A 24,003-nucleotide genomic window follows, 5' to 3' on the forward strand; every position below is an offset into this window, starting at 1 on the left:
CCTTCCGTACGCACCGCTCCTCCCGCGCTCACTGCTCCTCCCCTTGTCTGCGCAGCAGGCGCAGGTAGACGAGCGTGACGGCCAGCAGGATCAGCAGCATCACGATGCCGATCGCCGAGCCCAGGCTGTACTGGGACGAGGCGAACGCCTTCTGGTACGCGTACACGTTCAGTACGAGGTTCTGGCCGGCGATGCCGCCGCCGTTGGTCATGACGTAGATCTGGGTGAAGACCTTGAAGTCCCAGATGACCGACTGGATGGTGACGACGACGAGGATCGGCCGCAGCATCGGCGCCATGACCGAGCGCCAGATCCGCCACTGCGACGCGCCGTCCATGGCCGCGGCCTCCAGGACCTCGCCCGGAATGGCCCGGATGCCCGCGTAGACGGTGACCATCACGAACGGGAACGAGCACCACACGACTTCCAGCAGGACCAGCGCGAAGGCGCTGTAGCGCCCGTAGGTCCAGGAGAAGTCGCCGAGGCCCAGCACCCGGTTGACCGGCCCGAAGTCCGGGTCGAAGAGGAAGACCCAGACGGTGGAGCCGGTGATGGCGGGCGTGGCCCAGGCGCCGAGCGCGGCGAGCATCAGGGCCAGGCGCGGCAGGGCCCGTATCCGGGTGAGCAGGACGGCGAACGAGCAGCCGACCAGGAGCGTGGAGAGGACGCAGACCGCGGCGAACACCACCGTCGCCAGCAGCACCTGCCAGAACTGGCCGTCCCCGAACAGCTCGGCGTAGTTCGCCAGCCCCTTGAAGGTGGTCGGTTCGCCGCCGCTGACCTGGGCCTGGGTGTATTCGAGGAACGAGATCAGGCCGAGCTGGTAGATCGGGTAGACGAGCAGCCCGCCCAGCACGACCAGGGCGGGGGCGAGGTAGAGCCACGGCGTCCAGCGGCTCCCGTGCCGGGACGGCGGCCGTACGCGGCGACTGCCGGTGAGCGGCGTACGGCCGCCCCCGGCGCGCGCTTCCTTGACGGTGAGCGTCACTTCTTGAACGCCTCGTCCATCTTCTTCGCGGCGTCACCGGACGCCGCCGCGACGTCCTTGCGGCCACTGACGATCTCCTGGTACATCGTCGGCAGGACGAGCGAGGAGTCGATGGTGCCCCAGGCCGGGGAGGCCGGGACGAACTTGGCGCCCGCCTCCAGCGTCTGCACGAAGGGCCGCACGAACGGCTGCTTCTTCGCCGCCTCGGCCCGTACGTCGGAGTACGTCGGCAGGAAGCCCATCGCGTCGAACAGCCGCCGCTGGGTGTCCTTGCCGGCCAGCTGCTTCATCAGGTCCACGGCCAGCGTGCGGTGCGAACTGCTCTTGAGGACGCCGATGTTGTTGCCGCCCGCGAAGGCCGGCGCGATCGAGCCCTTCGTGGTGCCGGGCAGCGGCACGACCGCGTACTTGCCCTTGACCTTGCCGTCCTCCATGGCCTGGTGGCTGAAGTCGCCGCCGATCGTCATGCCCGCCTTGCCCGCGGCGAAGGCGGCGACGCTGTCGTTGCCGCCCATCTCGGCACACTTGGCGGCCGGGCAGTTGGCGTCGCCGAAGAGGTCCGCGTACGCCTTGATGCCCGCCTGCGCCTTCGGACTGTTCACGGCGGCGGTGTACGCATCGCCCTTGCCGGTGGCCAACTCGCCGCCGTGCGCCCAGAGGTAGGGCAGGGCGCCGTAGGTGTACGCGCCGCCGACGGAGATGCCGTACAGCTCGGGCCGCTCCTTGCGGATCTTGCGGGCGGTCTCGGCGACCTCGTCCTGCGTCGTGGGGACGGCGAGGCCCAGGTCCTTGAAGATGTCGGTGCGGTAGTACAGGGCCCGGACGCCGACGAACAGCGGGGCGCCGTAGACCTTGCCGTCCACGGTCACCGACTCCTTGGCCGTCGGGTCGGTGTCCTTGGCGTCCTTCCAGGCGCCGAACTCCTTGCCGACCTCGGCCAGTCCGCCGTCCTTGACGTACCCGGCGGTGTCGGTGTTGCCGTACTCGATGACGTCGGGGGCGCTCTTCGGGTCGTTGAAGGCGGCCTTGATGCGCTGGGCGCGGGTGTCGATCGGGATGTAGTCGACGTCGACCTCGGCACCTTGGTGCGCGGCCTCGAAGTCCGCCACCGCCTTGCGGACGACTTCTTCCTTGGGCTTGTTGTTGACCTCTTGGAAGAGCCAGACCCGCAGCGTGCCGGTCTTGGTGTCTTCCTTGGCGCCGCCGCCCGAGGTGGACGGGGCGCAGCCCGCGGCGATGCCGGCGGCCAAGACAAGTGCCGCCGCGCGGGCGGCTGTTCGGGCGGAGAGCTGCATTGAGGACCCCCTGGAGGAACGTTGCAACATACGCAACGGGCGTTTCGCCATGCACAATCCTCAGGAGGCTAAGCGCGCCGACGCTCCCCCACAAGAGCCGATCGGGCAACGGCACGGGCGACACGCCACCACTGGCCCACATTCGCCGCCATTTTGTCCCGGTGCGTCTATCTATGAATCAGATATCCCTCCTCAGCGACCAGAAGCAGCCCCGGACACCATCCGCACGAACCGGTCCCCGGCAGCAGCCCCTGGAAGCAGCTCCCAGCCGCACGACACGCAAAGGACCCGACCGAACCCATGCGCGCAAGACCCGTACGCACCGCCCTGCTGGCCGTCGCCGCCCTGGGGCTGCTGCCCCTCACCGCCGCCCCGGTCGCCGCGGAGGCCCCGCCGGAGACCGGCGGCCGTCTGCACATCGCCGTCCACGAGGGCACCGATCCCTCCGGGCCCCTCCTCGCCGCCGCCTACCTGCGGTGCTTCCCGACCGGCGGCAGCCACCCGGCCCCGGAGGCGTCCTGCCTCAAGCTGGCCCTGGCCAACGGCGACCTCGCCCGCGTGCCGCAGGCGCACCGCGCCTGCCCGCGGATCTACCAGCCGGTCACGGTCGTCGCCCACGGCACCTGGCACGGCAGGACGACCGCCTACAAGCACACCTATCCCAACCAGTGCACCGCCAACGCCGAGAGCGGCGACATCTTCAACCTCTCCCCCTGGCGCGACTGAGCCGTCCGGCGCACCGACGACCGAGGCCCGGCCCCCGTTCGGGGCCGGGCCTCGGCGCGCGGCGCGCAGTACGCAGTCCGGCCCGCTCCTCGTACGGGAACGGGCCGGGCACGCGCAGGGCGGACGGGGAGCCGGACGGCGGCGCGCCGGCTCCGGGGAACTACTTCTTGCCGCCGTCCTTGCCGCCCTTGTCCTTGTCGCCACCGGCGCTCATGGACTCGTAGATCTCCTTGCACATGGGGCAGACCGGGTACTTCTTCGGGTCACGGCCCGGTACCCACACCTTGCCGCAGAGGGCGACGACGGGAGTGCCGTCGAGCGCGCTCGCCATGATCTTGTCCTTCTGGACATAGTGGGCGTAGCGCTCGTGGTCGCCGTCGCCGTGCGACGTCTGCGGCGTCGGCTCTACGAGGGTCCCCGTACCTGCCCCGCGCTCGGGCTCAAGAGTGCTCATAACCGCCAAGGGTACCGACGCGCGCGGCGTGCCGGGAGCGGCGGCCCGCCCACAGGTGGAGGGCGAGCCCGAGGGCCGCGACACCGGCCGCCGCCCACGGCAGCGCGTACGCCTCGACCCCCGCCGCGAGGGCCAGCCCGCCCAGCGCGGAGCCGACCGCGCTGCCCAGGTAGAGGGCCGAGTTGTTCAGGGCGAGGGCGACCGTGCCCCGGTCGTCGCGCAGCGCGAGGAGGCGGTGCTGCTGCGGCACCTGCAGGGCCCAGCCGGCCGCGCCCCAGAGCACCAGGGCCGCGGCCGCACCCGGCAGCGCGGCGGAGGCCAGCAGCGGCAGCAGCGCCTGGGCGGCGGCGACCGTCACCAGTACCCCGCCGACCAGGGCCGCGGCCTTCCCCGTACGGTCCACCAGCGGCCCGGCCACCAGGCTCCCCAGCACACCGCCGATCCCCCACGCCCACAGGTACGGGGCGACCTCGCCCACACCGCCCGCCGCGGCCAGTACCGGCGCGAGATAGGTGTACAGCCCCAGACTCGCCACGGCCGCCAGGAACGAGACGCCGACGACCGGAGCCACCTCGCGGTCACTGACGGCGGCCAGCCGGGCCCGCACCGGCACCGGCGGATCGGCCGGCACCGGCGGCAACAGCGCCACCAGCCCCACAAGGGCCAGCGCGCCCAACCCGGTGACCAGCCACATCGTCGACCGCCACCCCGCGTGCCCGGCCAGCAGCACCCCCACCGGCACACCGAGCACGGTCCCCGTACTCATCCCGCCCATGACCAGCGCCAGCGCCCGGCCGCGCCGCCCGGCCGGCACCAGCGCCGAGGCGGCGGCCGTCGCCAGTGCCGCGTAGACACCCGCCCCGGCCCCCGCGACGACCCGGGCGGCGAGCAGCGCGCCGAGCGCGGGGGCGAGGGCCGTGGCGGCGTTGCCCACCGTGAAGACGCCGAGCGCGACCAGAATGACCGCCCGCGGCCGCACCCCCACCATCAGCCCCGCGACCAGCGGCGCGGCAATCGCGTACGCCAGCGTGAAGACCGTCACCATCTGCCCCACCAGCGACACCGTCGCCCCGAGGTCGTGCGCGACGACCGGCAGCAACCCCGCCATCACATACGCATCCAGCCCCAGCACAAACGCCCCCAACACCAACAACCACACCTTGCCCACCGCCACCAACTCCCTACTTCCGTCCGCCCACCTGCACCGACCGGGGAAACGTAGGCGTGCTCCGGATGGCGGGGGAAATGCCGGGGTGGGGGGATTTATGTCTGGGGGGAATGGGTGAGATCACCCCGGGGGATGGGGCATGGGCTCTCCGCCGTGGTGACCGACCAGCAGACACTGGACGACACTGTCCACGTGACCCGCAGGGGATCTGTCCTCTGCCGTCACTACCAGGCCGTACGGCAAACAGCGCCGGCTGTTGCAACGCATCAGGGAGCCGGCCTGAGCGAGCACGCAGGCCCCACATGACAGCCGGTACAGCGTCGGCACTCGCACGCGGGAAACTGCGGGCTCGCCAGAAGCCTCACCGGATCACCCTCGCGGACCGTAATCGTCCGTCCCCATGTGCGCCCGGAGTCGCGGGACACCCGCAGCGTCATCAGCACACGCTGACCGGTATTCGGACCGGGCGTTCGCGGGACCTCTTCCGGCTCGTGTCCTTCGACAGCGTTTCGCGTTGCCATGTACAGCCCCTTTCGCCGTTCCTTACCGGACCGTGTGCAGCAACTCCGAGTAAATACGGCAGAGTCGGGGAAACCCACGGCATCGATGCGGCAGTCTTGACGCAGATCCGTGCTCGGCGGCCGGCCCAGCCCCCGGACCGCAGGGAGGAGCTTCATGGGACTCGCGAAACGGCGCAGGGCGCTGGGTTACAGCCAGGAAAGACTGGCCCTGATACTCGGCGTGGACCGCACCACGGTCTGCCGTTGGGAAAGCGGCAGGATCGCTCCCCAGCCACCCCAGCGTCGAGGCCTGGCAAGCGCCCTCGAAATCAGCCTGCCCGAGCTGGATGCCCTTTTGTCGCCGCCGCAATGTGCGGATCGCAGCAATGCCGGGCCTCCTCGGCCCAGCACCTCTCCGGACGCGGGAGACATCGACGAAATGATCCGCCGCGAATTCCTGCGCGTACTCACCGTCAGCGGCGCCTTGGCCGCCCTGCCGACGGAGGAGGCGGCAGCCCTGACGGAAGCGGCCCCCCGGGAGACGGCCGCCGATTTCGCCAGGATGAACCGCCACCTCTGGCAGGTCTATCAAATGGCTCGTTTCAAGGGCTCGGTGTACCCCGTCATCCACGACCAGCTGGCGACCATGAATGAGGCCCTCGGGGAAAACCGTGGCAGCACTCGCCCTCTGCTGAGCGCGGCTGCCGACCTCTTCCAGTTGGCCGGCGAGATCGCGTTCGACGGAAACCGGAATTCCGACGCCATTGCCTCGTATGTGCTCGCGGCCTCGGCCGGCAAGGACGCCGGAGCGTACGACCTGTGGGCCTGCGCCCTCGTACGCCACGCCTACGTGGAGATGTCCGAGCACCGCTATCACCAGGCCGCGCAGCTGCTCGGCGCCGCGGCAAGGCTCGCAGGCCGGGGTGACAGCGGCCTCTCGACCCGCCATTGGGTCGCTTCGGTCCAGGCCGAGGCGTACGCAGGGCTCGGCGATCTTGAGGCGTGCGAACGAGCGATGGACCGGGCCGAGGCCGTCCGTGGCCTCTCCGGGAGCAGCGCCGAGGGCGGGTGGCTTCGATTCGACGGCGCGCGTCTGGCAGAGGAGCGGGGGGCGTGCTACGTACAGCTGGGGCGTCTCGATCCGGCCGAGCAAGCGCTGCGGGACGCGCTGGAACAAACGGCCCTGGCTTCCGGACAGTCGTACCGGCGTCGGGCCGCGGCGCTCACCGGCCTGGCGGCCATCGGAGCCAAGCGGCGGGATGCCGAACAGGTCGTCACGTACGGCAGGGAAGCCGTCGGCCTCGCCCGAGCCTCATCATCCGGATACGTCGCCCGTAGACTCCGAGCCCTGTGCGACGAGTTCGGCCCCGTGAGCGACCACCGCGTGGTGGAGCTGAGGGCGGAGATCGGCTCGCTGGGCACGCCGTGACGAAAGGGGTTGGCATGTCGCAGACCAAGGGCGCACGACTGTTCCGGGAGACCTGGATCTCGGGAGTGCGCCGGCACTTCCCCGGCGAGCCCAAGGCCGGCTACGTCACTCCATGGGAGGACACCCCGCAGTGGGAGCGCGACGCCGCGGGGGCCGTGTACGACCAGGTGCGGCAATTCGTCGAAATCAGCGGTGGGCGGACGTCGAAACTGTCCCGCGAGCAGAAGGGCCGGTTCGTCGCGACATGCTGGACGGCCCAGATGTTCAAGCACTTCGAAGACCCGAAACCCGGCTATGTGGCCGACTGGCCCGACCTCCCGTCCTGGCAGCGGGAGACCGACGCGGACATTTTTGAAGCTGTTGAGAAATCACTGAGCTGATCCTCAAGGGACACCTCCGGCAGCCCTCAGGACAAGTCCGCACGCATGTGCGAAGCCGCGCGGGCGGGCTCCGCGTAATCGAGAAAGGAACGCGCGGGGACGAACGCCTGGACGGCGCGGCGTGAGCCATGAACGACAGAACGGCTGAATGACTGAACGGCTGAACGGCTGTTCCAGCAGAAGGTGGCACCAGGACGTGAACGAGACGGTGGACGTCGCGGACGTCATGACGGGCACGGGACCGACGACGGCTCGGCCACGCGGCGTCGACGGGATCGACGGTGTCGAGTTGCGTCATTTGCGGGCGTTCATGGCCGTGGCGGAGGAGCGGAGCTTCACGTATGCCGCCGATCGGCTGCGGGTCGGGCAGCCCGCGCTGACCAGGACCGTACGGGCCCTTGAGGAGGCGCTCGCCACCCGGTTGCTGGACCGCACCACCCGGCGCGTCGAGCTGACCGAGGACGGGCGCCGCCTCTACGCCGAACTGGCGCCGCTGCTCCCCCGCCTGGCCGCCGCGCTGCGCGCCCCCGGCGGGCAGCGCGTGCTGCGGCTCGGCTTCACCTCGCTGCTGCCGGGCGCCTGCGCCGAGCTGAACGCGGAGTTCGAGGCGGCGACCGGGGCCGGGGTACGGCTGGTGCGCCGCGACACGCCGCTGGCCGGGCTGGACACCGGGGAGTCGGACATCGCCGTACTGCGCGGGGACGCCCCGCCGGACGCCGATGTCCGCACCCGGGTACTGCTGCACGAGCCGCGGGTCGCCGCGGTCGGCAGGCTCGGCGCGACCGGGCCGCTGGCGCGCCGCCGCGTGCTGGACTGGGCCGAGCTGGCGGACCACCCGCTCGTGGTGAACACCGTCACCGGCAGCACCCGCCCCGAACTGTGGCCGGCCGGCCGCCGCCCGCGCCTGGCCTGTACGGCGGACAACTTCGACGAGTGGCTGGAGGCGGTGGCCGCCGGGCACGGGGTCGGCGTGGCGCCGCGGGAGGTCGCCGAGCGGCACACGCACCCGGGCATCCGCTTCGTACGCCTGAAGAACGCGCCGCCCGTAACCGTCCGCCTCGCCCTGCCCACCCGCGGCGCCCACCCATTGGCGGAACGCTTCTTCGGGTTGGGCGGGGAGGGCGGAGGCTGAGCGAGGGGGTGGCGTCGGGGCGGGGCCGGGCGGGCGGAAGCCCGAGTGGGGGCTTCAGTTCAGGGAGGGGTCGTCGGGGTACGTCGCGACCATCGCCAGTTCGTTGCGCTGGCGCCGCAGGACGGCTCGCCACAGTTGTTCCGGGTCCGGGGAGGACACGTCGCCCGGTTCGGATTCGACGACGTACCAGGCGCCTTCGACCAGTTCGTCCTCCAACTGGCCGGGGCCCCAGCCCGCGTACCCGGCGAAGATCCGCAGGCTGCCGAGGACCGTGGAGAGCAGTTCCGGTGGCGCTTCGAGGTCGACGAGCCCTATGGCGCCGTGGACGCGGCGCCAGCCCAGCGGCCCGTCGCCGACGAGCGCGCTCTCCGGCGTCTCCGGGCCGCCCGGCACCACGGCCACGCCCAGCGCCGAGTCCAGCGAGACCGGGCCGCCCTGGAAGACCACGCCCGGCTCGCCGGCCAGGGACGCCCACGGTTCGAGGATGTCGCCGACTCCCACGGGCGTCGGGCGGTTGAGGACCACGCCGAGGGACCCCTCCTCGTCGTGGTCGAGCAGGAGCACCACCGCACGGTCGAAATTCGGGTCGGCGAGCGCCGGTGTGGCGACGAGCAGCCGGCCGGTGAGCGAGGACACCTCGGTCATGGGGACATGATCCCGCACATCGGACCGCGGCGGGGAGTCAACAGCGGTACCCGGGCGAGAGCAGTGCAGGGCGTACGACGGCAGGCCCGGCGCACGGGTCCGTGCCGTGAGCGACGTACCGGGGCACAGCAGTGCACAGTGGGCCAAATGTCGATTACAGAACAAAGGCGGACCGTTGCGGAGGGTGTTGTGACAAAGCCATTACACGCCCCGGACCCGCTCCGGCCTACGGGCAACCCCTCCGTCGCCCTTACCATTTCTCCTTGGCCCCCTGTCCGTCTCCAGGAACGCGAGATCCATGACCGTCTCTACCGACGACGTACTGCTTGTCCACGGCGGCACCCCGCTGGAGGGCGAGATCCGGGTTCGCGGCGCGAAGAACCTCGTGCCCAAGGCCATGGTTGCCGCGCTGCTCGGCAGCAGCCCGAGCAGACTGCGCAATGTGCCCGACATCCGCGACGTACGCGTCGTACGCGGCCTGCTGCAACTGCACGGCGTCACGGTGCGCCCCGGCGACGAAGCGGGCGAGCTCATCCTCGATCCGTCGCACGTGGAGAGCGCCAACGTCGCCGACATCGACGCGCACGCCGGCTCCTCGCGCATCCCGATCCTCTTCTGCGGCCCGCTGCTGCACCGCCTCGGCCACGCCTTCATCCCGGGCCTGGGCGGCTGCGACATCGGCGGCCGGCCGGTCGACTTCCACTTCGACGTGCTGCGCCAGTTCGGCGCGACCATCGAGAAGCGGGCGGACGGCCAGTATCTGGAGGCCCCGCAGCGGCTGCGCGGCTGCAAGATCCGCCTGCCGTACCCGTCCGTCGGCTCGACCGAGCAGGTGCTGCTGACCGCCGTACTGGCGGAAGGCGTCACCGAGCTGTCGAACGCGGCCGTGGAGCCCGAGATCGAGGACCTGATCTGCGTACTGCAGAAGATGGGCGCGATCATCTCCATGGACACCGACCGGACCATCCGGATCACCGGCGTCGAGAAGCTGGGCGGCTACAACCACCGCGCCCTCCCGGACCGCCTGGAGGCGGCCTCCTGGGCGTCCGCGGCGCTGGCCACCGAGGGCAACATCTACGTGCGCGGCGCGCAGCAGCGCTCGATGATGACCTTCCTGAACACCTACCGCAAGGTCGGCGGCGCCTTCGAGATCGACGACGAGGGCATCCGCTTCTGGCACCCGGGCGGCTCGCTGGACGCGATCGCCCTGGAGACCGACGTACACCCCGGTTTCCAGACCGACTGGCAGCAGCCGCTGGTGGTCGCCCTGACGCAGGCGTCGGGCCTGTCCATCGTCCACGAGACGGTGTACGAGTCCCGGCTCGGCTTCACCTCGGCGCTCAACCAGATGGGCGCGCACATCCAGCTCTACCGGGAGTGCCTGGGCGGCAGCGCCTGCCGCTTCGGGCAGCGCAACTTCCTGCACTCGGCGGTGGTGTCCGGGCCGACCAAGCTGCAGGGCGCCGACCTGGTCATCCCGGACCTGCGCGGCGGCTTCTCGTACCTGATCGCCGCCCTCGCGGCGCAGGGCACCTCGCGCGTGCACGGCATCGACCTGATCAACCGGGGCTACGAGAACTTCATGGAGAAGCTCGTGAGCCTGGGGGCGCACGTGGAGCTGCCGAACGGGGCGCTGAGCGCCTGACCGGCGCGGCGGGCGTCGGCGGAGCGCCCGCGCACACATGACGGAAGGGGCGGCCACCCACCCGGGTGGCCGCCCCTTCCGCTGCGTGTGACAGAGGGACGGAAAGGCCATCGAATTTGCTTTCGTAAATGGTTGAATCGGGGCCTTGTGGTCCGGTGCCGTCAGCAGCCGAGGGCTGCGCGCATTGCGGGTGCGACGGGCGGCGGCGAAGGTACCGCCATCTCCGAACCCCCGAGCCCCCGAGCCCCCGGCCCGGCCCGTCAGATCCGCCCCTCCCGATTCGGCCACCCGGGTCCACCCTTCCGAGTCCGGCCCCGCTCGCATACACCCGGCCGGCTCTCGCCGCGGCGAGCCACGCTCCCCCACCCCGTACGGCGGTCCCGTACGCCCCCGCGCCCCATTCCCCCATACAGGCCCCTCCACCCCCGCGTAAGCCCTGAACGGCCTCTACGCCCCTGTAGAGCTTCGGCGGACACCAGGAGGCGCAAGGGCCCCACGGGCACCGCCCCGGGCCTTTCAGGGGGCCTTTCAGGGCGTCGTGTGCGCAAAAGAGCGGCCGCCCCCCGAGGGGGGCGGCCGCTCTCACGCCTTTTTTCACAGGGGCCGTGCGGCCCCCGGTGGCTTACTTGCCCTTGGCGGCTTCCTTGAGCTTGGAGCCCGCGGAGACCTTCACGCTGTAGCCGGCCGGAATCTGGATCGGGTCGCCGGTCTGCGGGTTGCGCGCGGTGCGAGCGGCACGGTGGGTGCGCTCGAAGGTCAGGAAGCCGGGGATGGTGACCTTCTCGTCGCCCTTGGCGACAACTTCGCCGACGGTCTCGGCGAGCGCGGCCAGAACGGCGTCGGCGTCCTTGCGGGTCACCTCGGCACGGTCGGCCAGAGCGGCCACCAGCTCACTGCGGTTCATGTTTGTACTCCCGTGTTCTTCTTGCCAATGAGGCGTGAGATCGAAGCCGATGCTGCCAGGGCCCTCGGACAGTTCCCGGACCCGGGTCTGCCTTCAGATCCTTTCGCGCCCCGGGGGTGCCCCCTGGACGGAGTCCTCGGGGGAGCATCCTGCCCCCACCTGCGGCGGTAAAGCCAATCCGGCACCCAGGAGGGTCACACGGAAAGCGCCACTGCCTCGGAGTGGTGACATCCCGCACCGTGTCCCACCGGGCCGGGCCCCGCAGGGCGGGCGGCCGTTGCTGCCCGCCACCCTATGGGGGCGCCGCGGGCCCCGTGTCATGCGACGCGCCGGGCGTCAGACCGTCGTGGCGGCCGTCACAGCCTCCCCGGCGGCCTTGGCGGCCTCCTTCACCGCGTCGGCCACCGCGCCGGCGACCTTGTCGTTGAAGACGCTGGGGATGATGTAGTTCGCGTTGCGCTCGTCGTCCAGGACGACGTCCGCCAGGGCACCGGCAGCGGCCAGCATCATTTCCGTGTTCACCGTACGGGACTGCGCGTCCAGCAGGCCGCGGAAGACGCCCGGGAAGACCAGCACGTTGTTGATCTGGTTGGGGAAGTCGGAGCGGCCGGTGGCCACGACGGAGGCGGTCTGCCGCGCGATCGCGGGGTCCACCTCGGGGTCGGGGTTGGCGAGTGCGAACACGATCGCGCCCTTGGCCATCTGGGCCACGTCGTCGCCGTCCAGGACGTTGGGCGCGGAGACGCCGATGAAGACGTCGGCGCCGACGACGGCCTCCTTGAGGGTGCCGGTCTCGCCCTCCGGGTTGGTGTTGTCGGCGATCCAGCGCAGCGGCGAGTCGGGGTCGGCGTCGACGAGGTCCTCGCGGCCCGCGTGCACCACGCCGTGGATGTCGGCGACGACCGCGTGCCGGACGCCGGCCGCGATCAGCAGCTTGAGGATGGCCGTGCCCGCGGCGCCGGCGCCGGACATGACGACCCGTACGTCCTCGGTCTTCTTGCCCACCACGCGCAGCGCGTTGGTCAGCGCGGCGAGCACCACGATGGCGGTGCCGTGCTGGTCGTCGTGGAAAACCGGGATGTCCAGGGCCTCGCGCAGCCGGGCCTCGATCTCGAAGCAGCGGGGCGCGGAGATGTCCTCCAGGTTGATGCCCGCGAAGCCGGGGGCGATGGCCTTGACGATCTCGACGATCGCGTCGGTGTCCTGGGTGTCCAGGCACAGCGGCCAGGCGTCGATGCCGGCGAAGCGCTTGAAGAGGGCCGCCTTGCCCTCCATGACGGGCAGCGCGGCCTTGGGGCCGATGTTGCCCAGGCCCAGCACGGCGGAGCCGTCGGTGACGACCGCGACGCTGTTGCGCTTGATGGTCAGGCGCCGGGCGTCCTCGGGGTTGTTGGCGATGGCCTGGCAGACCCGGGCGACGCCGGGGGTGTAGACCATCGACAGGTCGTCACGGCTGCGGATGGGGTGCTTGGACTGCATCTCGATCTTGCCGCCGAGGTGCATCAGGAACGTACGGTCGGAGACCTTGCCGAGCGAGACGCCCTCGATGCCGCGGAGCTTCTCGACGATCTCGTCCGCGTGCGCGGTGGAGGTCGCGGCGATGGTGACGTCGATACGGAGCTTTTCGTGGCCGGAGGCGGTCACGTCGAGGCCGGTGACGGAGCCGCCGGAGGACTCCACGGCCGTGGTGAGCTGGCTGACCGCCGTACCGCTCGCGGGAACCTCCAGCCGAACCGTCATCGAATACGAGACGCTAGGCGCCGTTGCCATGGCCGACTTCCTCTGCTTTCCCTTGTTTCACTCTGCGCGCCGCTCCGGGGTCCGCAACGGGACCGGGCCGGAGCGCGAGGACCGATCGTCCCACCTACCAACCGGTATACGGTAACCAGCTCCCGATTCCGGAAAGACTCTTCCACCATACGAGAATTTATCCGCCGAGTGGAAGACCCGCCGTCAACCCCGGATGAACAGTGCGCGAACGGCGACGGGCGCCTCCCGGATTGCTCCGGAAGACGCCCGTCGTCGTGCTTCAGTGACACCGACCCGCCATGCTCGCCTCGCGGCAAGTGGTCGCTCGTAGCGACTATGGTTGGGCCCGGGGGCTTGGATCGGGCCGGTGCCACCACCAAGGCTAACAAACCATCTCTCGAAGCGAATCCCGTCCCGCGACCTTCTTTCGCGGCGGCCGCCGGACTCCCCGGGACTCCCCCGTACGGCCCCCGACAGCCGCCCGCGGCTCAGTCCCTGAGCAGGTCCGGGACCCCGTGCTCGTCCGGCTCGTCCCGCGCCCCGGACAGGACCGTCAGCTGCTGGGTGGCCCGGGTCAGCGCCACGTACAGCACCCGCAGCCCGGCCGGCGACTCGTCCGCGATCTCGGCGGGCGAGACCACCAGCGTCGCGTCGTACTCCAGCCCCTTGGCCTCCAGCGAGCCCAGCGCCACCACCCGGTCGCCCAGCCCCGCCAGCCAACGGCGGGCCTCCGCGCGGCGGTCCATCGCCACCACGACACCGACCGTGCCGTCGACCTCGTCCAGCAGCCGCCGGGCCGCGTCCCGTACGGAACCGGCCAGGCCGTCGGCGCCGGCGGCCGCGACCACGAAGCGCGGCTTCAGCCCCGTGGAACGGACCGCCTCCGGCGCCTCCATGCCCGGCATCGCCAGCGCCAGCACCCGCGCCGCCAGCTCGGCGACCTCCGCCGGGTTGCGGTAGTTGACGGTGAGGGTGAAGCGGCGGCGCGGGCGGGTGCCCAGCGCCTCGTCGCGGGCGACGGCCGCCTCGTCCGGGTCGGACCAGGACGACTGCGCCGGGTCGCCGACGACCGTCCACGTCGCGTGCCGGCCGCGGCGGCCCACCATCCGCCACTGCATGGGCGTCAGGTCCTGCGCCTCGTCGACGATGACGTGGGCGTAGTCCGTACGCTCCTCCTCCAGCCGCTCGCGTCTGCCGCGCCCGCCGCCGGACATGCGCTCGCCGTACGTGCTCAGCTCCACCAGACCGGTGAGCTGGTCCAGCGGATCGGCCTCGCGGGGCCGGGCGGGCCGGGGCGGCGCGCCGAGGATCAGCTGCAGTTCGTCCAGCAGCGCGACGTCGTGGACGGACAGCGGCCCCTGCCCGCCCGCGTCGAGGCGGCTCAGGGAGCGGGCCATCCGGCGTACCTCGCGCGGGTTGAGCACCCGGCGCGCCCAGCGGCCCAGGCGGCGCTCGTCGGCCATCGCGGCCAGTACGCCGCGCGGGGTCAGCTCCGGCCACCAGGCGTCGAGGAAGTCCTGGAAGTCCGGCTCGGTGGTGACGTCCTCGTCGAACGCCTGGCGGGCCTCGGCGGCCAGTTCGGGGTCCGTGTAGCGCTTGGCGGCGCCGGATCTGGACCACAGGGCGTCCAGGACGAGGCGGCGGGCGCGCGGGCGCAGCAGGTTGACCGGCGCGGTGCCGCCGAGGGCGGACTGGCGGATGCGGTGCAGGTCGCGCGCGTCCAGTTCGATGCGGGCGCCGAAGACGACGACCCGCAGGCGGTCCGGCGGTCCGGCGGGGGCCGCCGTCTCCTCGTCGTCCTCGCCGAAGGCGAGCTGGCCGTCGGCGGGCGCGGCGGCGGCCCCCGCGGACGCGGTCGCGGCCAGTTCCAGGGCCCCGCGGGCCGCCTTGCGGAGCAGTTTCTGCATCCGGCTGGAGCCCTTGACGCGGGCCACGGCCGGGGAGTCGTACGCGGTGGCTTCCGCCCCGTCCACCAGGGAGCCCAGCGCGCGGATGGCGACCTGGCCCTCCTCGCCGAGGGACGGCAGGACGCCTTCGGTGTACGCGACGAGCAGCGGCGTCGGGGAGACGATGAGGATGCCGCCCGCGTAGCGGCGGCGGTCCTGGTAGAGGAGGTAGGCGGCGCGGTGCAGCGCCACCGCGGTCTTGCCGGTGCCGGGACCGCCCTCGACCTCGGTGACGGAGGCGGCGGGGGCCCGGATGACCATGTCCTGCTCGGCCTGGATGGAGGCGACGATGTCGCGCATCGTGTGGCTGCGGGCGCGGCCCAGTGCGGCCATCAGCGCGCCGTCGCCGACCGCGGGCAGGTCCTCGCCGTCCAGCGTCGCGGTGATCTCCGGGCGCATCAGGTCGTCCTCGACGCCGAGGACGCGGCGGCCCTTGGAGCGGATGACCCGGCGGCGTACGACACGGCCGGGGGCGACCGGGGTGGCCCGGTAGAAGGGGGCGGCGGCGGGCGCCCGCCAGTCGATGACCAGCGGGCTGTAGTCGGCGTCCAGCACGCCGAGGCGGCCGATGTGCAGGGTCTCGGCGATCTCGGCGCGGCCGTCGGTGACGGCGCCGTCGGCCGGTTCGACGGAGGTGTAGGCGCCGTCCGGGCCCTTCTTGCCGTCCTTGCCCCGGAGCAGGTCGATGCGGCCGAAGAGGAAGTCCTCGTACTCGGAGTTGAGCCGGTTCAGGTGGGCGCCGGCCTGGAAGACCTGGGCGTCCCGCTCGGCGAGGGCGCCGGGCGTGCCGACCTGGCCGCGTTTGGCGGCGTCGTCCATGAGGAACTCGGCCTCGTGGATCTTCTCCTCAAGACGCTGGTAGACATGGTCGAGGTGCTCCTGTTCGGACGCGATCTCGCGGTCGCGAGTGCTGTCCGGCAGTGCGTCGTCGACGGAGTCCGGCGCGTGCGTGGCATTCTGCGCGGCCACCCAGGCCCCCTTCTTCTGTGCGTAGGGCAGCCGTCAACCGTACGCGAACCGGGCACCGGGCGCACCTGGCCCAAAGGACGAAATCACCACCGGACGGGACCAAACCGGGCACCGCGGAGGAGCGGCCCGTACGGAACCAGGGGTTCCCCTTCGTCCGGGGCGCTCCCGGGCGCTCAGACCTTGATCTGTGCCAGCCGCCTGCCGTCCAGCGTGCGGACCTCGAAGCGGTCGATGCTGGAACGATTCATGGCGGCGCCGCCGTGCGTGTAGAGGGGCTCCTTGTTCCACTTGGTGGCGCCGTCCTTGAGGCCGTAGCCGCCGGCGGGCACCGCCCAGGTCGTGACGGTCTGCTCCGCGCCGCCCTTGCCGACCGCCACCAGGTCGCAGGTGAGCGGACCCCGGACGTTGCCCAGTTTGAGGGCGACGTGCGTGCCCCAGGCCCTGCGCTCCAGGGAGACGCTGGCGGCGACCTTGGTCACCGGGTCGACCGTGCCCGCCTTCTCGCCGTGTTCGTACATCGTGCGGGCGTAGGCCGCCAGGTGTTCCGGGCTCTCGTCGGCGTCCCCCGAGGTCAGCGCGTACGTGGCCAGGGGCCCGCCGGCGACCAGCACCGCGGCGGCGGCCACCAGGTACAGGCGGCGCCGGCGCCGGGTGCGGCGCACCGCGCCGACCTCGGCCAGCAGACCGTCGAGGAGGCCCGGTCCGGGCACGGCGACGACCGCCTCCGGGTCGGGTGCCGACTCCCTGGCGTCGGCGAGCAGGGGCGACAGGCCCATCAGGTCGTCGAGTTCGGCGGCGCACCGGTCGCAGCCGGCCAGGTGCTCCTCGAACCGTGCCGCCTCGGCGGCGTCCAGGACGCCCAGCGCGTAGGCGCCGACGTCGGTGTGTGCCACGGGCTTCGTGGGCCGCTTCACGCCGTCACTCCTCGTTCTTCAAGTGAGAGCTTCAGGGAGCGCAGGGCGTAGAACACCCGGGACCGGACGGTCCCCGCCGGCACCCGCAGCACCTCGGCCGCCTCGCTGACCGTACGTCCCCTGAAGTAGGTCTCTATCAGCGCCTCCCGGTGGGCCTGGCTGAGGTCGCCGAGCGCCTCGGTGATCGTCATCAGGCGCAGCGCCCGGTCGATCTCGTCGGCGGCGGGCATCGACTCCAGGGGCGCGGCGTCGACTTCCTGGGGCCGCGCCTGGCGGCTGCGGTGGCTGTCGATGACGATCCGCCGGGCGACCGTGACCAGCCAGGGGCGGATGGAGCCGGTCGCGCGCTGCAGCTGGCCGGCGTTGCGCCAGGCTCTCAGCAGGGTCTCCTGCACCACGTCCTCCGCCCGGTGCCGGTCCCCGGCGACCAGACGCAGCACGAAGGCGAGCAGCGGGCCGGCGTGCTCCTCGTAGAGGGCCCGCATCAGCTCCTCGTCCGGCGACGTACTGTCTGCCACGACGGCATCCTTGCGCACGCCAACTCCCGGGTCGATAGCGTGGATCGGACAATCGGTGCGCACGGGTATCAGCGCTCGCGTGCGTCGCCGGTGCCACCGTCGTCGCCGTCCGCACCGTCGATCACCTCGTTCTGCCGTCCGCGGCCGGGATCGCGCATGTCCGCCCCCTCGTCTCGAATTCCGGGCGCAAGCACACCCCTTCAGCCTGCAGTACGGGGGCGGGCGGGCCGCGGCTCAGCGCCCGCCGGGTGAATTCCCGGGGCGGTGAGCGGGTTTACGGGCGTGAGCGCGCGGGCCTTTCCCACGCGCCCCCGGGCGCTCCCGGCGCGCCCGCGCGGGCGGCACGGCTTTCTCCTCGCGCGCGTTCAGCCCGGCCGCCGTGACGCGGCGCTCCTTTCGCCGGTGAACGCCCGCGGCGGACGCCTCGTACCGCAGCCCGACGAGCCCGCTCCGACGGCCGGGGCGCCTCGGCAGGGAGGTCGACCATGAACCAGGGCAGGGGTGATGCGCCGTGATCCGCATCGGGACCGTGGCCGCCGCCGGTGCGGCCGCAGCCGTCGCGGCGCTGCTCACGGCGTTGCCGGCGCAGGCCGAAGGCACCGCGGCGGCCTCCTTCGTGAGCAGCCTGGACGGGAGCGACGTGGTGTCGGCGCCGGGCGACCGGGACGGGCGGGCCCTGGCCTTCCTCCGCCTCCGGGGCGACCGGCTCTCCTTCGCGCTGTCGTTCCGGGGCGTCGGCGCGCCCACCGCGGCCACCCTCCAGGAGGCGGGGAAAGGCGCCGAAGGGCCCGTACGCATTCCTTTGTTCAAGGGGAAACCACGTGCCGGGAAGGCCACGGTGAGCGGCACGGTGACGGTGGCCGATCCGCGTGTCCGGGACGCCCTGCGCAGCCGGCCGAATGGTTTCTCTTTCAATCTCCATACGGCGCAATTCCCGCGCGGCGCGGTACGCGGACAGCTCCACGCATTGTCGGGCTCCCCCGACGCGGACCGGGCCCTGCGGCACAGCGTGCGGGCCTCCGTGATCCGGGGCGCACAGGTCTACGCCTGCACCCGGCAGACCGACGGGCACTACGCCTACACGCAGCGGAACGTACGGGCCCTCCTCGAAGGCGGCATCGCCCACTCCTTCGTCGCGCCCGGCCCCAAGGGCCCGCCCGTCTGGGTGGCGCCAGACCGCTCCGCCGTCACCGGCACGGTGCGCTCCAGGACGCCGAACGGCGCGGGCAACATTCCCGAACTCGCCCTGGACGCACGGCAGGCGGGGCGGCCGGGCGGGCTGCTCGGCGGCACCGTCGAGGTCTTCCGGCTGAACACGGCGGGCGGTGTCGCCCCGGCCGGCGCCTGCGATCCGGCCGTACGTCCGGAGGTCGCGGTGCCGTACAAGGCCGACTACGTGTTCGTCGGCACCGGCCGCACGGCGGACGGGCAGCAGTCGGCGAACGGGCGGCAGTCGGCGAACGGCTGACGCGGCGCCCGGCGGCGCCGGACCCCGTCCCTGGGACCCGGCGCTCAGCGGACCCCCGCGACGGGCGCCCCGTCCACCGCCTCCGCCGCCGCCCCGTCCGCCCGGCGGGTGGCCCGCCTGCGGTGGCGGGCCACCCGCTCACGGTTCCCGCACACCTCGCTGGAGCACCACCGGCGCCGCCGGCCGCGCGAGGTGTCCAGATACACCAGCGAGCAGCTCTCGCCCTCGCACTGCCGCAGCTGGCCGCGCGCGACCGCGTCGGTCAGCATCCCTATCGCGTCCCGCGCCACCGCCGCCAGCAGCCCCGCGCAGTCGGGCGGCCCGTTGAACGATCTGACCAGGGCGCCGTCGTCGGCGCGTACGGCACGGGCGGACGGCACCGGGGCGGCGGCGGCCGCGTTGAGCAGGCGCAGGTCGCCGTCGGCGGCCCGGCCGCGCAGTTCGTCGTGGATCACGCGGCGCAGCAGTTCGCGCAGCATCCGGAAGCGTACGACCCAGCCGCGGTCGACGGCGCCGAGCTGGGTGCTGCCGGGGACAACGCCCGAACCCACCAGCCAGGCCGCCAGATGTTCGGGGCCGGCCAGCCGCTCCGCGGTCTGGCCGGTCGTCGTGGCCATCAGGTCCAGGCAGATCCGCCCGCAGTCGAACCGCAGGTCAAAAGGCGCCGCCATGTGCCCGTCACTCCTTCGGAGACATCCTCTGCCCTATCAGAGTGCCCGGCGCGGCCCCCTGCCGGAACCCTCGGCACCGCCGCGTACCGGACGGGGCGTGGCGTATACACCAGATGTATACAGCTGATGTATAGTCCGGGGCATGTCGGCCAAGACCCTGCTCAAGAACCGCTCCAGCCTCACGCACAAGGTCCGTTACGCGGTCAGCAACCCGGCGCGGATCGCCCCGTACCTCAAGCGCACCGCCCGGGACGGCTGGCTGCGCCTCAAGCACCCCGACCACGTCGCGTACTACCGCGCCGTGATGGCCTCCGACACCAGCCGCAACCCGGAGGCCGCGGTCGGCAGCCGCAGCCACGAACGGTGGCTGGCGCTGGGCGAGATGCAGTTCACCTATCTGATGGAGCACGGGCTGCGGCCGGACATGCGGATGCTGGACATCGGCTGCGGCAACCTGCGGGCCGGCTGGCGCTTCATCGCCCACCTCGACACCGGCAACTACTACGGCATCGACATCTCCCCGGACATCCTGATCTCCGCCAAGAAGACGCTGGCCACCTACGACCTCCAGGACAAGCTGCCGCACCTGACGCTCACCCAGGACCTGACCTTCGACTTCCTGCCGGACCGGCACTTCGACGTGGTCCACGCGCACAGCGTCTTCTCGCACTCGCCGCTGTCCGTGATCGACCAGAGCTTCCGGCACGTCGGCCGCATCCTGGCGCCCGGCGGGTTCTTCGACTTCACCTTCGACCGCACCGAGGGCGCCGAACACCAGGTGCTGCGCGAGGACTTCTACTACCGCACCGAGACGCTGCTCGCGCTGGCCCGCAAGCACGGCCTGGAGGCCCGGTTCATGGAGGACTGGGAGACCCGCCCGCACGGACAGTCCAAGATCCGGGTGTCCAACCCGGCGTGACGACGGCCCGGAAGCCCCGGACACGGCCGTACGGCCGGTACGTCAGCCGTCGCCGTACTTGGCCCCCAGCCGCGGGTCGAGCGCCAGCCGGTACCCCCGCTTGACCACCGTCTGGATCAGCTTGGGCGCGCCCAGCGCCCCCCGCAGCCGGGCCATCGCCGTCTCCACCGCGTGCTCGTCGCGCCCCGCGCCCGGCAGGGCCCGCAGCAGGTCGGCGCGGGAGACCACCCAGCCGGGGCGGCGGGCCAGCGCGCGCAGCAGCGCCATTCCCGCCGGGGGCACGGGCCGCAGTACGCCGTCGACCAGCACGGCCTGCCCGCGCAGCTCCACCCGCCGCCCGGCGACCGTCAACGGGCGGGTGCGGTGCGGGAGTTCCCGGCACAGGAGCTGCACGAGCGGGCCGAGCCGGAAGCGTTCGGGCTGGTACGTGGTCACCTCGTGGGCCTCCAGCGGCAGCGCGGTGACCGGCCCGACACACGCGGGCAGTACGTCGTGCCGCAGCGCGTGCAGCAGTTCGTCCCGCATCCCGCGCTCCTCGGCGCGGCGCAGCAGTGAGGACGCGGCCGGAGCGCTGGTGAAGGTGACCGCGTCGAGGCCGTGGCCGACCGCCGCGTCCAGCAGCCGGTCGACGGGGCCGATGTCGGCGGGCGGCATCCAGCGGTAGACCGGGACGCCGACCACCTCGGCGCCGCCCGCCCGCAGCGACTCGACGAAACCGGGCAGTGGTTCGCCGTGCAGCTGGATGGCGACCCGCAGCCCGCGCACGCCCTCCTCCAGGAGCCGGTCCAGCACCTCGGCCAGCGACTCGGACGCCGGTGACCACTTCTCCGTCAGCCCGGCCGCGCGGATGGCGCCCTTGACCTTCGGGCCGCGGGCCAGCAGGTCGACCGCGCCGAGCCGGGCGAGCAGCGCCTCGCCGAGCCCCCAGCCCTCGGCCGCCTCGACCCAGCCGCGGAAGCCGATCGCGGTGGTCGCGATGACCACGTCCGGGGCCCGGTCGAGCAGGTCCTTGGTGGCGGCGAGCAGTTCCGCGTCGTCGGACAGCGGCACGATGCGCAGCGCGGGGGCGTGCACGACCTGGGCGCCGCGCCGTTCGAGCAGGGCGCCCAGTTCCTCGGCTCGGCGGGCGGCGGTCACCCCGACGGTGAAGCCGTCCAGGGGCCGTACGTCCGCGGCTGCGGCCGCCACCGCCCCGCGCCGCCGCCCGTCGTCCCGCGCGCCGTCCTCCCCCGTGCTGTCGTCCCCCGTGCTGTCGTCCCGCGTGCCGTCCTCCGGCGCGCCGTCGTCCCGCCGCTCGTCGTGCTCGCCCTCGTACATGGACCGTCCCTGGCTTGTCCTGACTCCGGTGCCGCCGGGCACCGGTGAAGGTCCGAGCCTGCCAACCGCTGGTGACAGGCCCGCACCCGCAGTATTTCCCAGCTGTTACGGACCGCCGCGGGCGCCCTGCGGCCCCGCGCGTCACACCTCCGCGAGCGCGGGCGCGGGCGTCTCCCGGTCCCGTACGGACACGGTGGCCGCCGTCCGCCTGAGGTATACGGCCCAGGTCACCGCGGAGCACAGCGCGTAGCAGCCGAGGAAGGCCACGAACGCCGGGGTGCCGGTGCCCCCCGACTGGAAGGACTGGCGGAAGGCGAGGTTGATGCCCAGCCCGCCGAGCGCGCCGACCGCGCCGATCAGGCCCATCGCCGCGCCGGACAGCCGCCGCCCGTGGGCCGCCGCGGCCTCCCCCGTCAGCCCCTTCGTCAGCGCCTTGGCCTGGAAGATGCCCGGAATCATCTTGTACGTGGAGCCGTTGCCGAGCCCGCTGAGCACGAACAGGGCGACGAAGCCGGCGAGGAAGACGTCCAGCGAGTGCCGTGCCGAGGCCAGGATCACCACCCCCGTAGCCGCTGCCATCGCCACGAAGGCCGCCAGGGTGATGCGGGCCCCGCCGTACCGGTCCGCCAGCCGGCCGCCCACCGGCCGCACCAGTGAGCCGAGCAGCGGCCCGAGGAAGGTCAGCGAAGCCGCCTGGAGGGGCGTGCGCGCGAACTGGGCCTGCAGGACCAGGCCGAAGGCGAAGCCGTAGCCGATGAACGACCCGAAGGTGCCTACGTAGAGGAGCGAGACGATCCAGGTGTGCGGGTCGCGGGCCGCGTCCCGGGCCGCACCGGTGTCGTTGCGCACCGGCCGCAGATTGTCCATGAAGAGCGCCGCCAGCACCGCCGCGAGCACGATCAGCGGGAGGTAGACCGCGAGCACCAGCCGCGGGTGGGACGCGCCGGCCGTGGCGATGACGAGCAGGCCGAGCAGTTGGACGACGGGCACGCCGAGGTTGCCGCCGCCCGCGTTCAGGCCGAGCGCCCAGCCCTTCTTCCGCAGCGGATAGAAGGAGTTGATGTTCGTCATGGACGAGGCGAAGTTCCCGCCGCCGACTCCCGCCAGGGCCGCGACCAGCAGGAAGACGGGGTACGGGGTGCCCGGCCGCAGTGCGAACGCCGCTGCGGCGGTGGGCACGAGCAGCAGCACCGCACCGGTCACCGTCCAGTTGCGCCCGCCGAACCGCGCCACCGCGAACGTGTACGGCACCCGCAGCACCGCCCCCACCAGCGTCGGCACCGCCACCAGGAAGAACTTCCCGGCCGCGTCGATCCCGTACTCCGGGCCCATGAACAGCACCAGGACCGACCACAGGCTCCACACGGAGAAGCCGATGTGCTCGCAGACGACGGAGAGCACGAGGTTGCGCCGCGCGATCCGTCGCCCGTGCTCCTCCCAGAAGGCCGCGTCCTCCGGGTCCCACCGCTCGATCCAGCGGCCCGCTCCCCGCGCGGGGGTGCGGGCCGCCGCCCCGCCCGTGGCCGTTCCCGTGCCTGTCATCGCGCCTCCCAGCTCCCGGTTTCCGCCGTACCCGCGACGCTAGGAAGGGCGCGTTTCCCCCCTGTGGCGGCGCGTGACCGCCGCGAAACCTTGCGCTCACCGCGACCGGGAGCGCGCGGTGAGCGGGACGCGCGCGGGCAGCGCACAACCGCCGGAGGTTACGCCAATGCACCCCGTGCGCCCCCTTCATCACTCGTTAGGGGCAATGGCAGCGGCCATGGGTGCTGGCAGCATCGATGTCCGGACGCGCTGCGTAATCGCATGAGCACAGCCGGTGTTCACCTGCCGCGCGGCACATCTGAGAGAAGGGGACACGCCCATGGCGGAAATCCAGGAACAGCTTGAGACGGCCGAGTACGAGACACCGGAGCTGGCCGAGGCCGGTGACTTCACCGAGTTGACGCTCGGCTTCCACGGACACCACTGGGACGCCTTCGGCGGGCGCGGCCACGGCTGGTGGTGACCCGGAAACCGCGTGGGTCACGCCGGGCGGCGCCTCGCCCCGGCGTGGCCCCCGGGCCCCCGGCCTGACGGGACGTCGCCCACACGCCCCCAGTCCGGCGGTCCCTGCCCGGGCGCGCACCGCCCGCCCCGGCAGGGGCCGCCCCCACCGCAGCGGCCGGACGCCCGGCCGGGGGGGGGGCGGGGGGGGGCGGCCCCCCCCCCCCCCCCCCCCCCGGCCCCCCCCCCCCCCGCCCCCCCCCCCCCCCGGGCCCCCCCGGCC

At 72.5% G+C, this 24,003-nt stretch carries 21 protein-coding genes; 8 read left to right on the top strand and 13 right to left on the bottom strand.

The features are described 5' to 3' along the window. Positions 1–28: 28 nt before the first annotated feature. Entirely contained in the window at positions 29–988 is a 960-nt protein-coding gene (locus ACFV57_RS17935) for a carbohydrate ABC transporter permease (protein ID WP_385232467.1), read from the bottom strand. After that, entirely contained in the window at positions 985–2,283 is a 1,299-nt protein-coding gene (locus tag ACFV57_RS17940) for an extracellular solute-binding protein (RefSeq protein WP_385232470.1), read from the bottom strand. The genes ACFV57_RS17935 and ACFV57_RS17940 overlap by 4 nt, the downstream gene beginning before the upstream one ends. A gap of 300 nt (positions 2,284–2,583) precedes the next feature. Here ACFV57_RS17940 and ACFV57_RS17945 point away from each other — a divergent pair, with 300 nt between their 5' ends. Beyond that, a complete protein-coding gene (locus ACFV57_RS17945) occupies positions 2,584–3,009 on the top strand; it encodes an SSI family serine proteinase inhibitor (protein WP_385232473.1) in 426 nt (141 codons plus the stop codon). A gap of 160 nt (positions 3,010–3,169) precedes the next feature. On the opposite strand, the gene ACFV57_RS17950 is transcribed toward ACFV57_RS17945, so the two are convergent. Both ACFV57_RS17950 and ACFV57_RS17955 read right to left on the bottom strand, forming a co-directional pair. Next, on the bottom strand, positions 3,170–3,463 hold the full coding sequence (locus ACFV57_RS17950) for a DUF3039 domain-containing protein (protein WP_385232476.1): 294 nt from the start codon (positions 3,461–3,463) through the stop codon (positions 3,170–3,172). Continuing rightward, positions 3,450–4,631 carry an MFS transporter gene (locus ACFV57_RS17955; RefSeq protein WP_385232479.1) on the bottom strand — a complete coding sequence of 394 codons (1,182 nt, stop codon included), beginning with the start codon at positions 4,629–4,631 and terminating at the stop codon, positions 3,450–3,452. Before ACFV57_RS17955 ends, ACFV57_RS17950 begins: the two co-directional genes overlap by 14 nt. 675 nt (positions 4,632–5,306) lie before the next feature. Here ACFV57_RS17955 and ACFV57_RS17960 point away from each other — a divergent pair. The 3 genes from ACFV57_RS17960 to ACFV57_RS17970 all read left to right on the top strand — a co-directional run bounded on the left by ACFV57_RS17960 (position 5,307) and on the right by ACFV57_RS17970 (position 8,072). Further along, a complete protein-coding gene (locus ACFV57_RS17960) occupies positions 5,307–6,560 on the top strand; it encodes a helix-turn-helix transcriptional regulator (protein WP_385232482.1) in 1,254 nt (417 codons plus the stop codon). A gap of 14 nt (positions 6,561–6,574) precedes the next feature. Next, positions 6,575–6,940 carry a hypothetical protein gene (locus ACFV57_RS17965; protein WP_385232485.1) on the top strand — a complete coding sequence of 122 codons (366 nt, stop codon included), beginning with the start codon at positions 6,575–6,577 and terminating at the stop codon, positions 6,938–6,940. A 196-nt stretch (positions 6,941–7,136) separates the two neighbouring features. Further along, complete coding sequence (locus ACFV57_RS17970; protein WP_385232488.1) at positions 7,137–8,072, top strand: LysR family transcriptional regulator; 936 nt, start codon at positions 7,137–7,139, stop codon at positions 8,070–8,072. Positions 8,073–8,126: 54 nt separating this feature from the next. Here ACFV57_RS17970 and ACFV57_RS17975 read toward each other — a convergent pair whose 3' ends face one another. Next, positions 8,127–8,717, bottom strand: coding sequence for a YqgE/AlgH family protein (locus tag ACFV57_RS17975; RefSeq protein ID WP_385232491.1), 591 nt, complete (start codon positions 8,715–8,717; stop codon positions 8,127–8,129). A gap of 298 nt (positions 8,718–9,015) precedes the next feature. On the opposite strand from ACFV57_RS17975, the gene murA reads away from it, so the two are divergent. Beyond that, on the top strand, positions 9,016–10,362 hold the full coding sequence (gene murA, locus ACFV57_RS17980) for a UDP-N-acetylglucosamine 1-carboxyvinyltransferase (protein WP_385232494.1): 1,347 nt from the start codon (positions 9,016–9,018) through the stop codon (positions 10,360–10,362). Between the two features lie 622 nt (positions 10,363–10,984). Here the strand turns inward: murA and ACFV57_RS17985 are convergent. The 5 genes from ACFV57_RS17985 to ACFV57_RS18005 form a co-directional block, all read right to left on the bottom strand. Beyond that, complete coding sequence (locus ACFV57_RS17985) at positions 10,985–11,266, bottom strand: HU family DNA-binding protein (RefSeq protein ID WP_004571953.1); 282 nt, start codon at positions 11,264–11,266, stop codon at positions 10,985–10,987. 336 nt (positions 11,267–11,602) lie between these two features. After that, positions 11,603–13,036 carry an NAD-dependent malic enzyme gene (locus ACFV57_RS17990; protein ID WP_385232496.1) on the bottom strand — a complete coding sequence of 478 codons (1,434 nt, stop codon included), beginning with the start codon at positions 13,034–13,036 and terminating at the stop codon, positions 11,603–11,605. A gap of 467 nt (positions 13,037–13,503) precedes the next feature. Further along, the gene (locus ACFV57_RS17995; protein ID WP_385232499.1) at positions 13,504–15,930 is read right to left on the bottom strand and encodes a HelD family protein; all 2,427 of its coding nucleotides are present in this window, start codon (positions 15,928–15,930) and stop codon (positions 13,504–13,506) included. 173 nt (positions 15,931–16,103) lie between these two features. After that, a complete protein-coding gene (locus tag ACFV57_RS18000) occupies positions 16,104–16,844 on the bottom strand; it encodes an anti-sigma factor family protein (protein ID WP_385232502.1) in 741 nt (246 codons plus the stop codon). After that, complete coding sequence (locus tag ACFV57_RS18005) at positions 16,841–17,380, bottom strand: sigma-70 family RNA polymerase sigma factor (protein WP_385232505.1); 540 nt, start codon at positions 17,378–17,380, stop codon at positions 16,841–16,843. The genes ACFV57_RS18000 and ACFV57_RS18005 overlap by 4 nt, the downstream gene beginning before the upstream one ends. Before the next feature lie 493 nt (positions 17,381–17,873). On the opposite strand from ACFV57_RS18005, the gene ACFV57_RS18010 reads away from it, so the two are divergent. Beyond that, positions 17,874–18,830: a CHRD domain-containing protein gene (locus ACFV57_RS18010; RefSeq protein WP_385232508.1), complete on the top strand. Its 957-nt coding sequence runs from the start codon at positions 17,874–17,876 to the stop codon at positions 18,828–18,830. A gap of 44 nt (positions 18,831–18,874) precedes the next feature. On the opposite strand, the gene ACFV57_RS18015 is transcribed toward ACFV57_RS18010, so the two are convergent. After that, positions 18,875–19,501, bottom strand: a complete 627-nt coding sequence (locus tag ACFV57_RS18015; protein WP_385232511.1) for a CGNR zinc finger domain-containing protein — start codon at positions 19,499–19,501, stop codon at positions 18,875–18,877. A 142-nt stretch (positions 19,502–19,643) separates the two neighbouring features. On the opposite strand from ACFV57_RS18015, the gene ACFV57_RS18020 reads away from it, so the two are divergent. After that, entirely contained in the window at positions 19,644–20,420 is a 777-nt protein-coding gene (locus ACFV57_RS18020) for a class I SAM-dependent methyltransferase (RefSeq protein WP_385232514.1), read from the top strand. A gap of 42 nt (positions 20,421–20,462) precedes the next feature. On the opposite strand, the gene ACFV57_RS18025 is transcribed toward ACFV57_RS18020, so the two are convergent. Both ACFV57_RS18025 and ACFV57_RS18030 read right to left on the bottom strand, forming a co-directional pair. Continuing rightward, positions 20,463–21,737, bottom strand: coding sequence for a uroporphyrinogen-III synthase (locus tag ACFV57_RS18025; protein ID WP_385232517.1), 1,275 nt, complete (start codon positions 21,735–21,737; stop codon positions 20,463–20,465). A gap of 141 nt (positions 21,738–21,878) precedes the next feature. Then, positions 21,879–23,279: a nitrate/nitrite transporter gene (locus tag ACFV57_RS18030; protein WP_385232520.1), complete on the bottom strand. Its 1,401-nt coding sequence runs from the start codon at positions 23,277–23,279 to the stop codon at positions 21,879–21,881. Positions 23,280–23,598: 319 nt separating this feature from the next. Between ACFV57_RS18030 and ACFV57_RS18035 the strand changes: the two genes are divergently transcribed. Beyond that, a complete protein-coding gene (locus tag ACFV57_RS18035) occupies positions 23,599–23,742 on the top strand; it encodes a lasso RiPP family leader peptide-containing protein (RefSeq protein WP_385232523.1) in 144 nt (47 codons plus the stop codon). Positions 23,743–24,003 lie beyond the last annotated feature (261 nt).

Source organism: Streptomyces sp. NPDC059788 (assembly GCF_042732265.1).
In the GTDB taxonomy this organism is placed as follows: Bacteria; Actinomycetota; Actinomycetes; order Streptomycetales; family Streptomycetaceae; genus Streptomyces.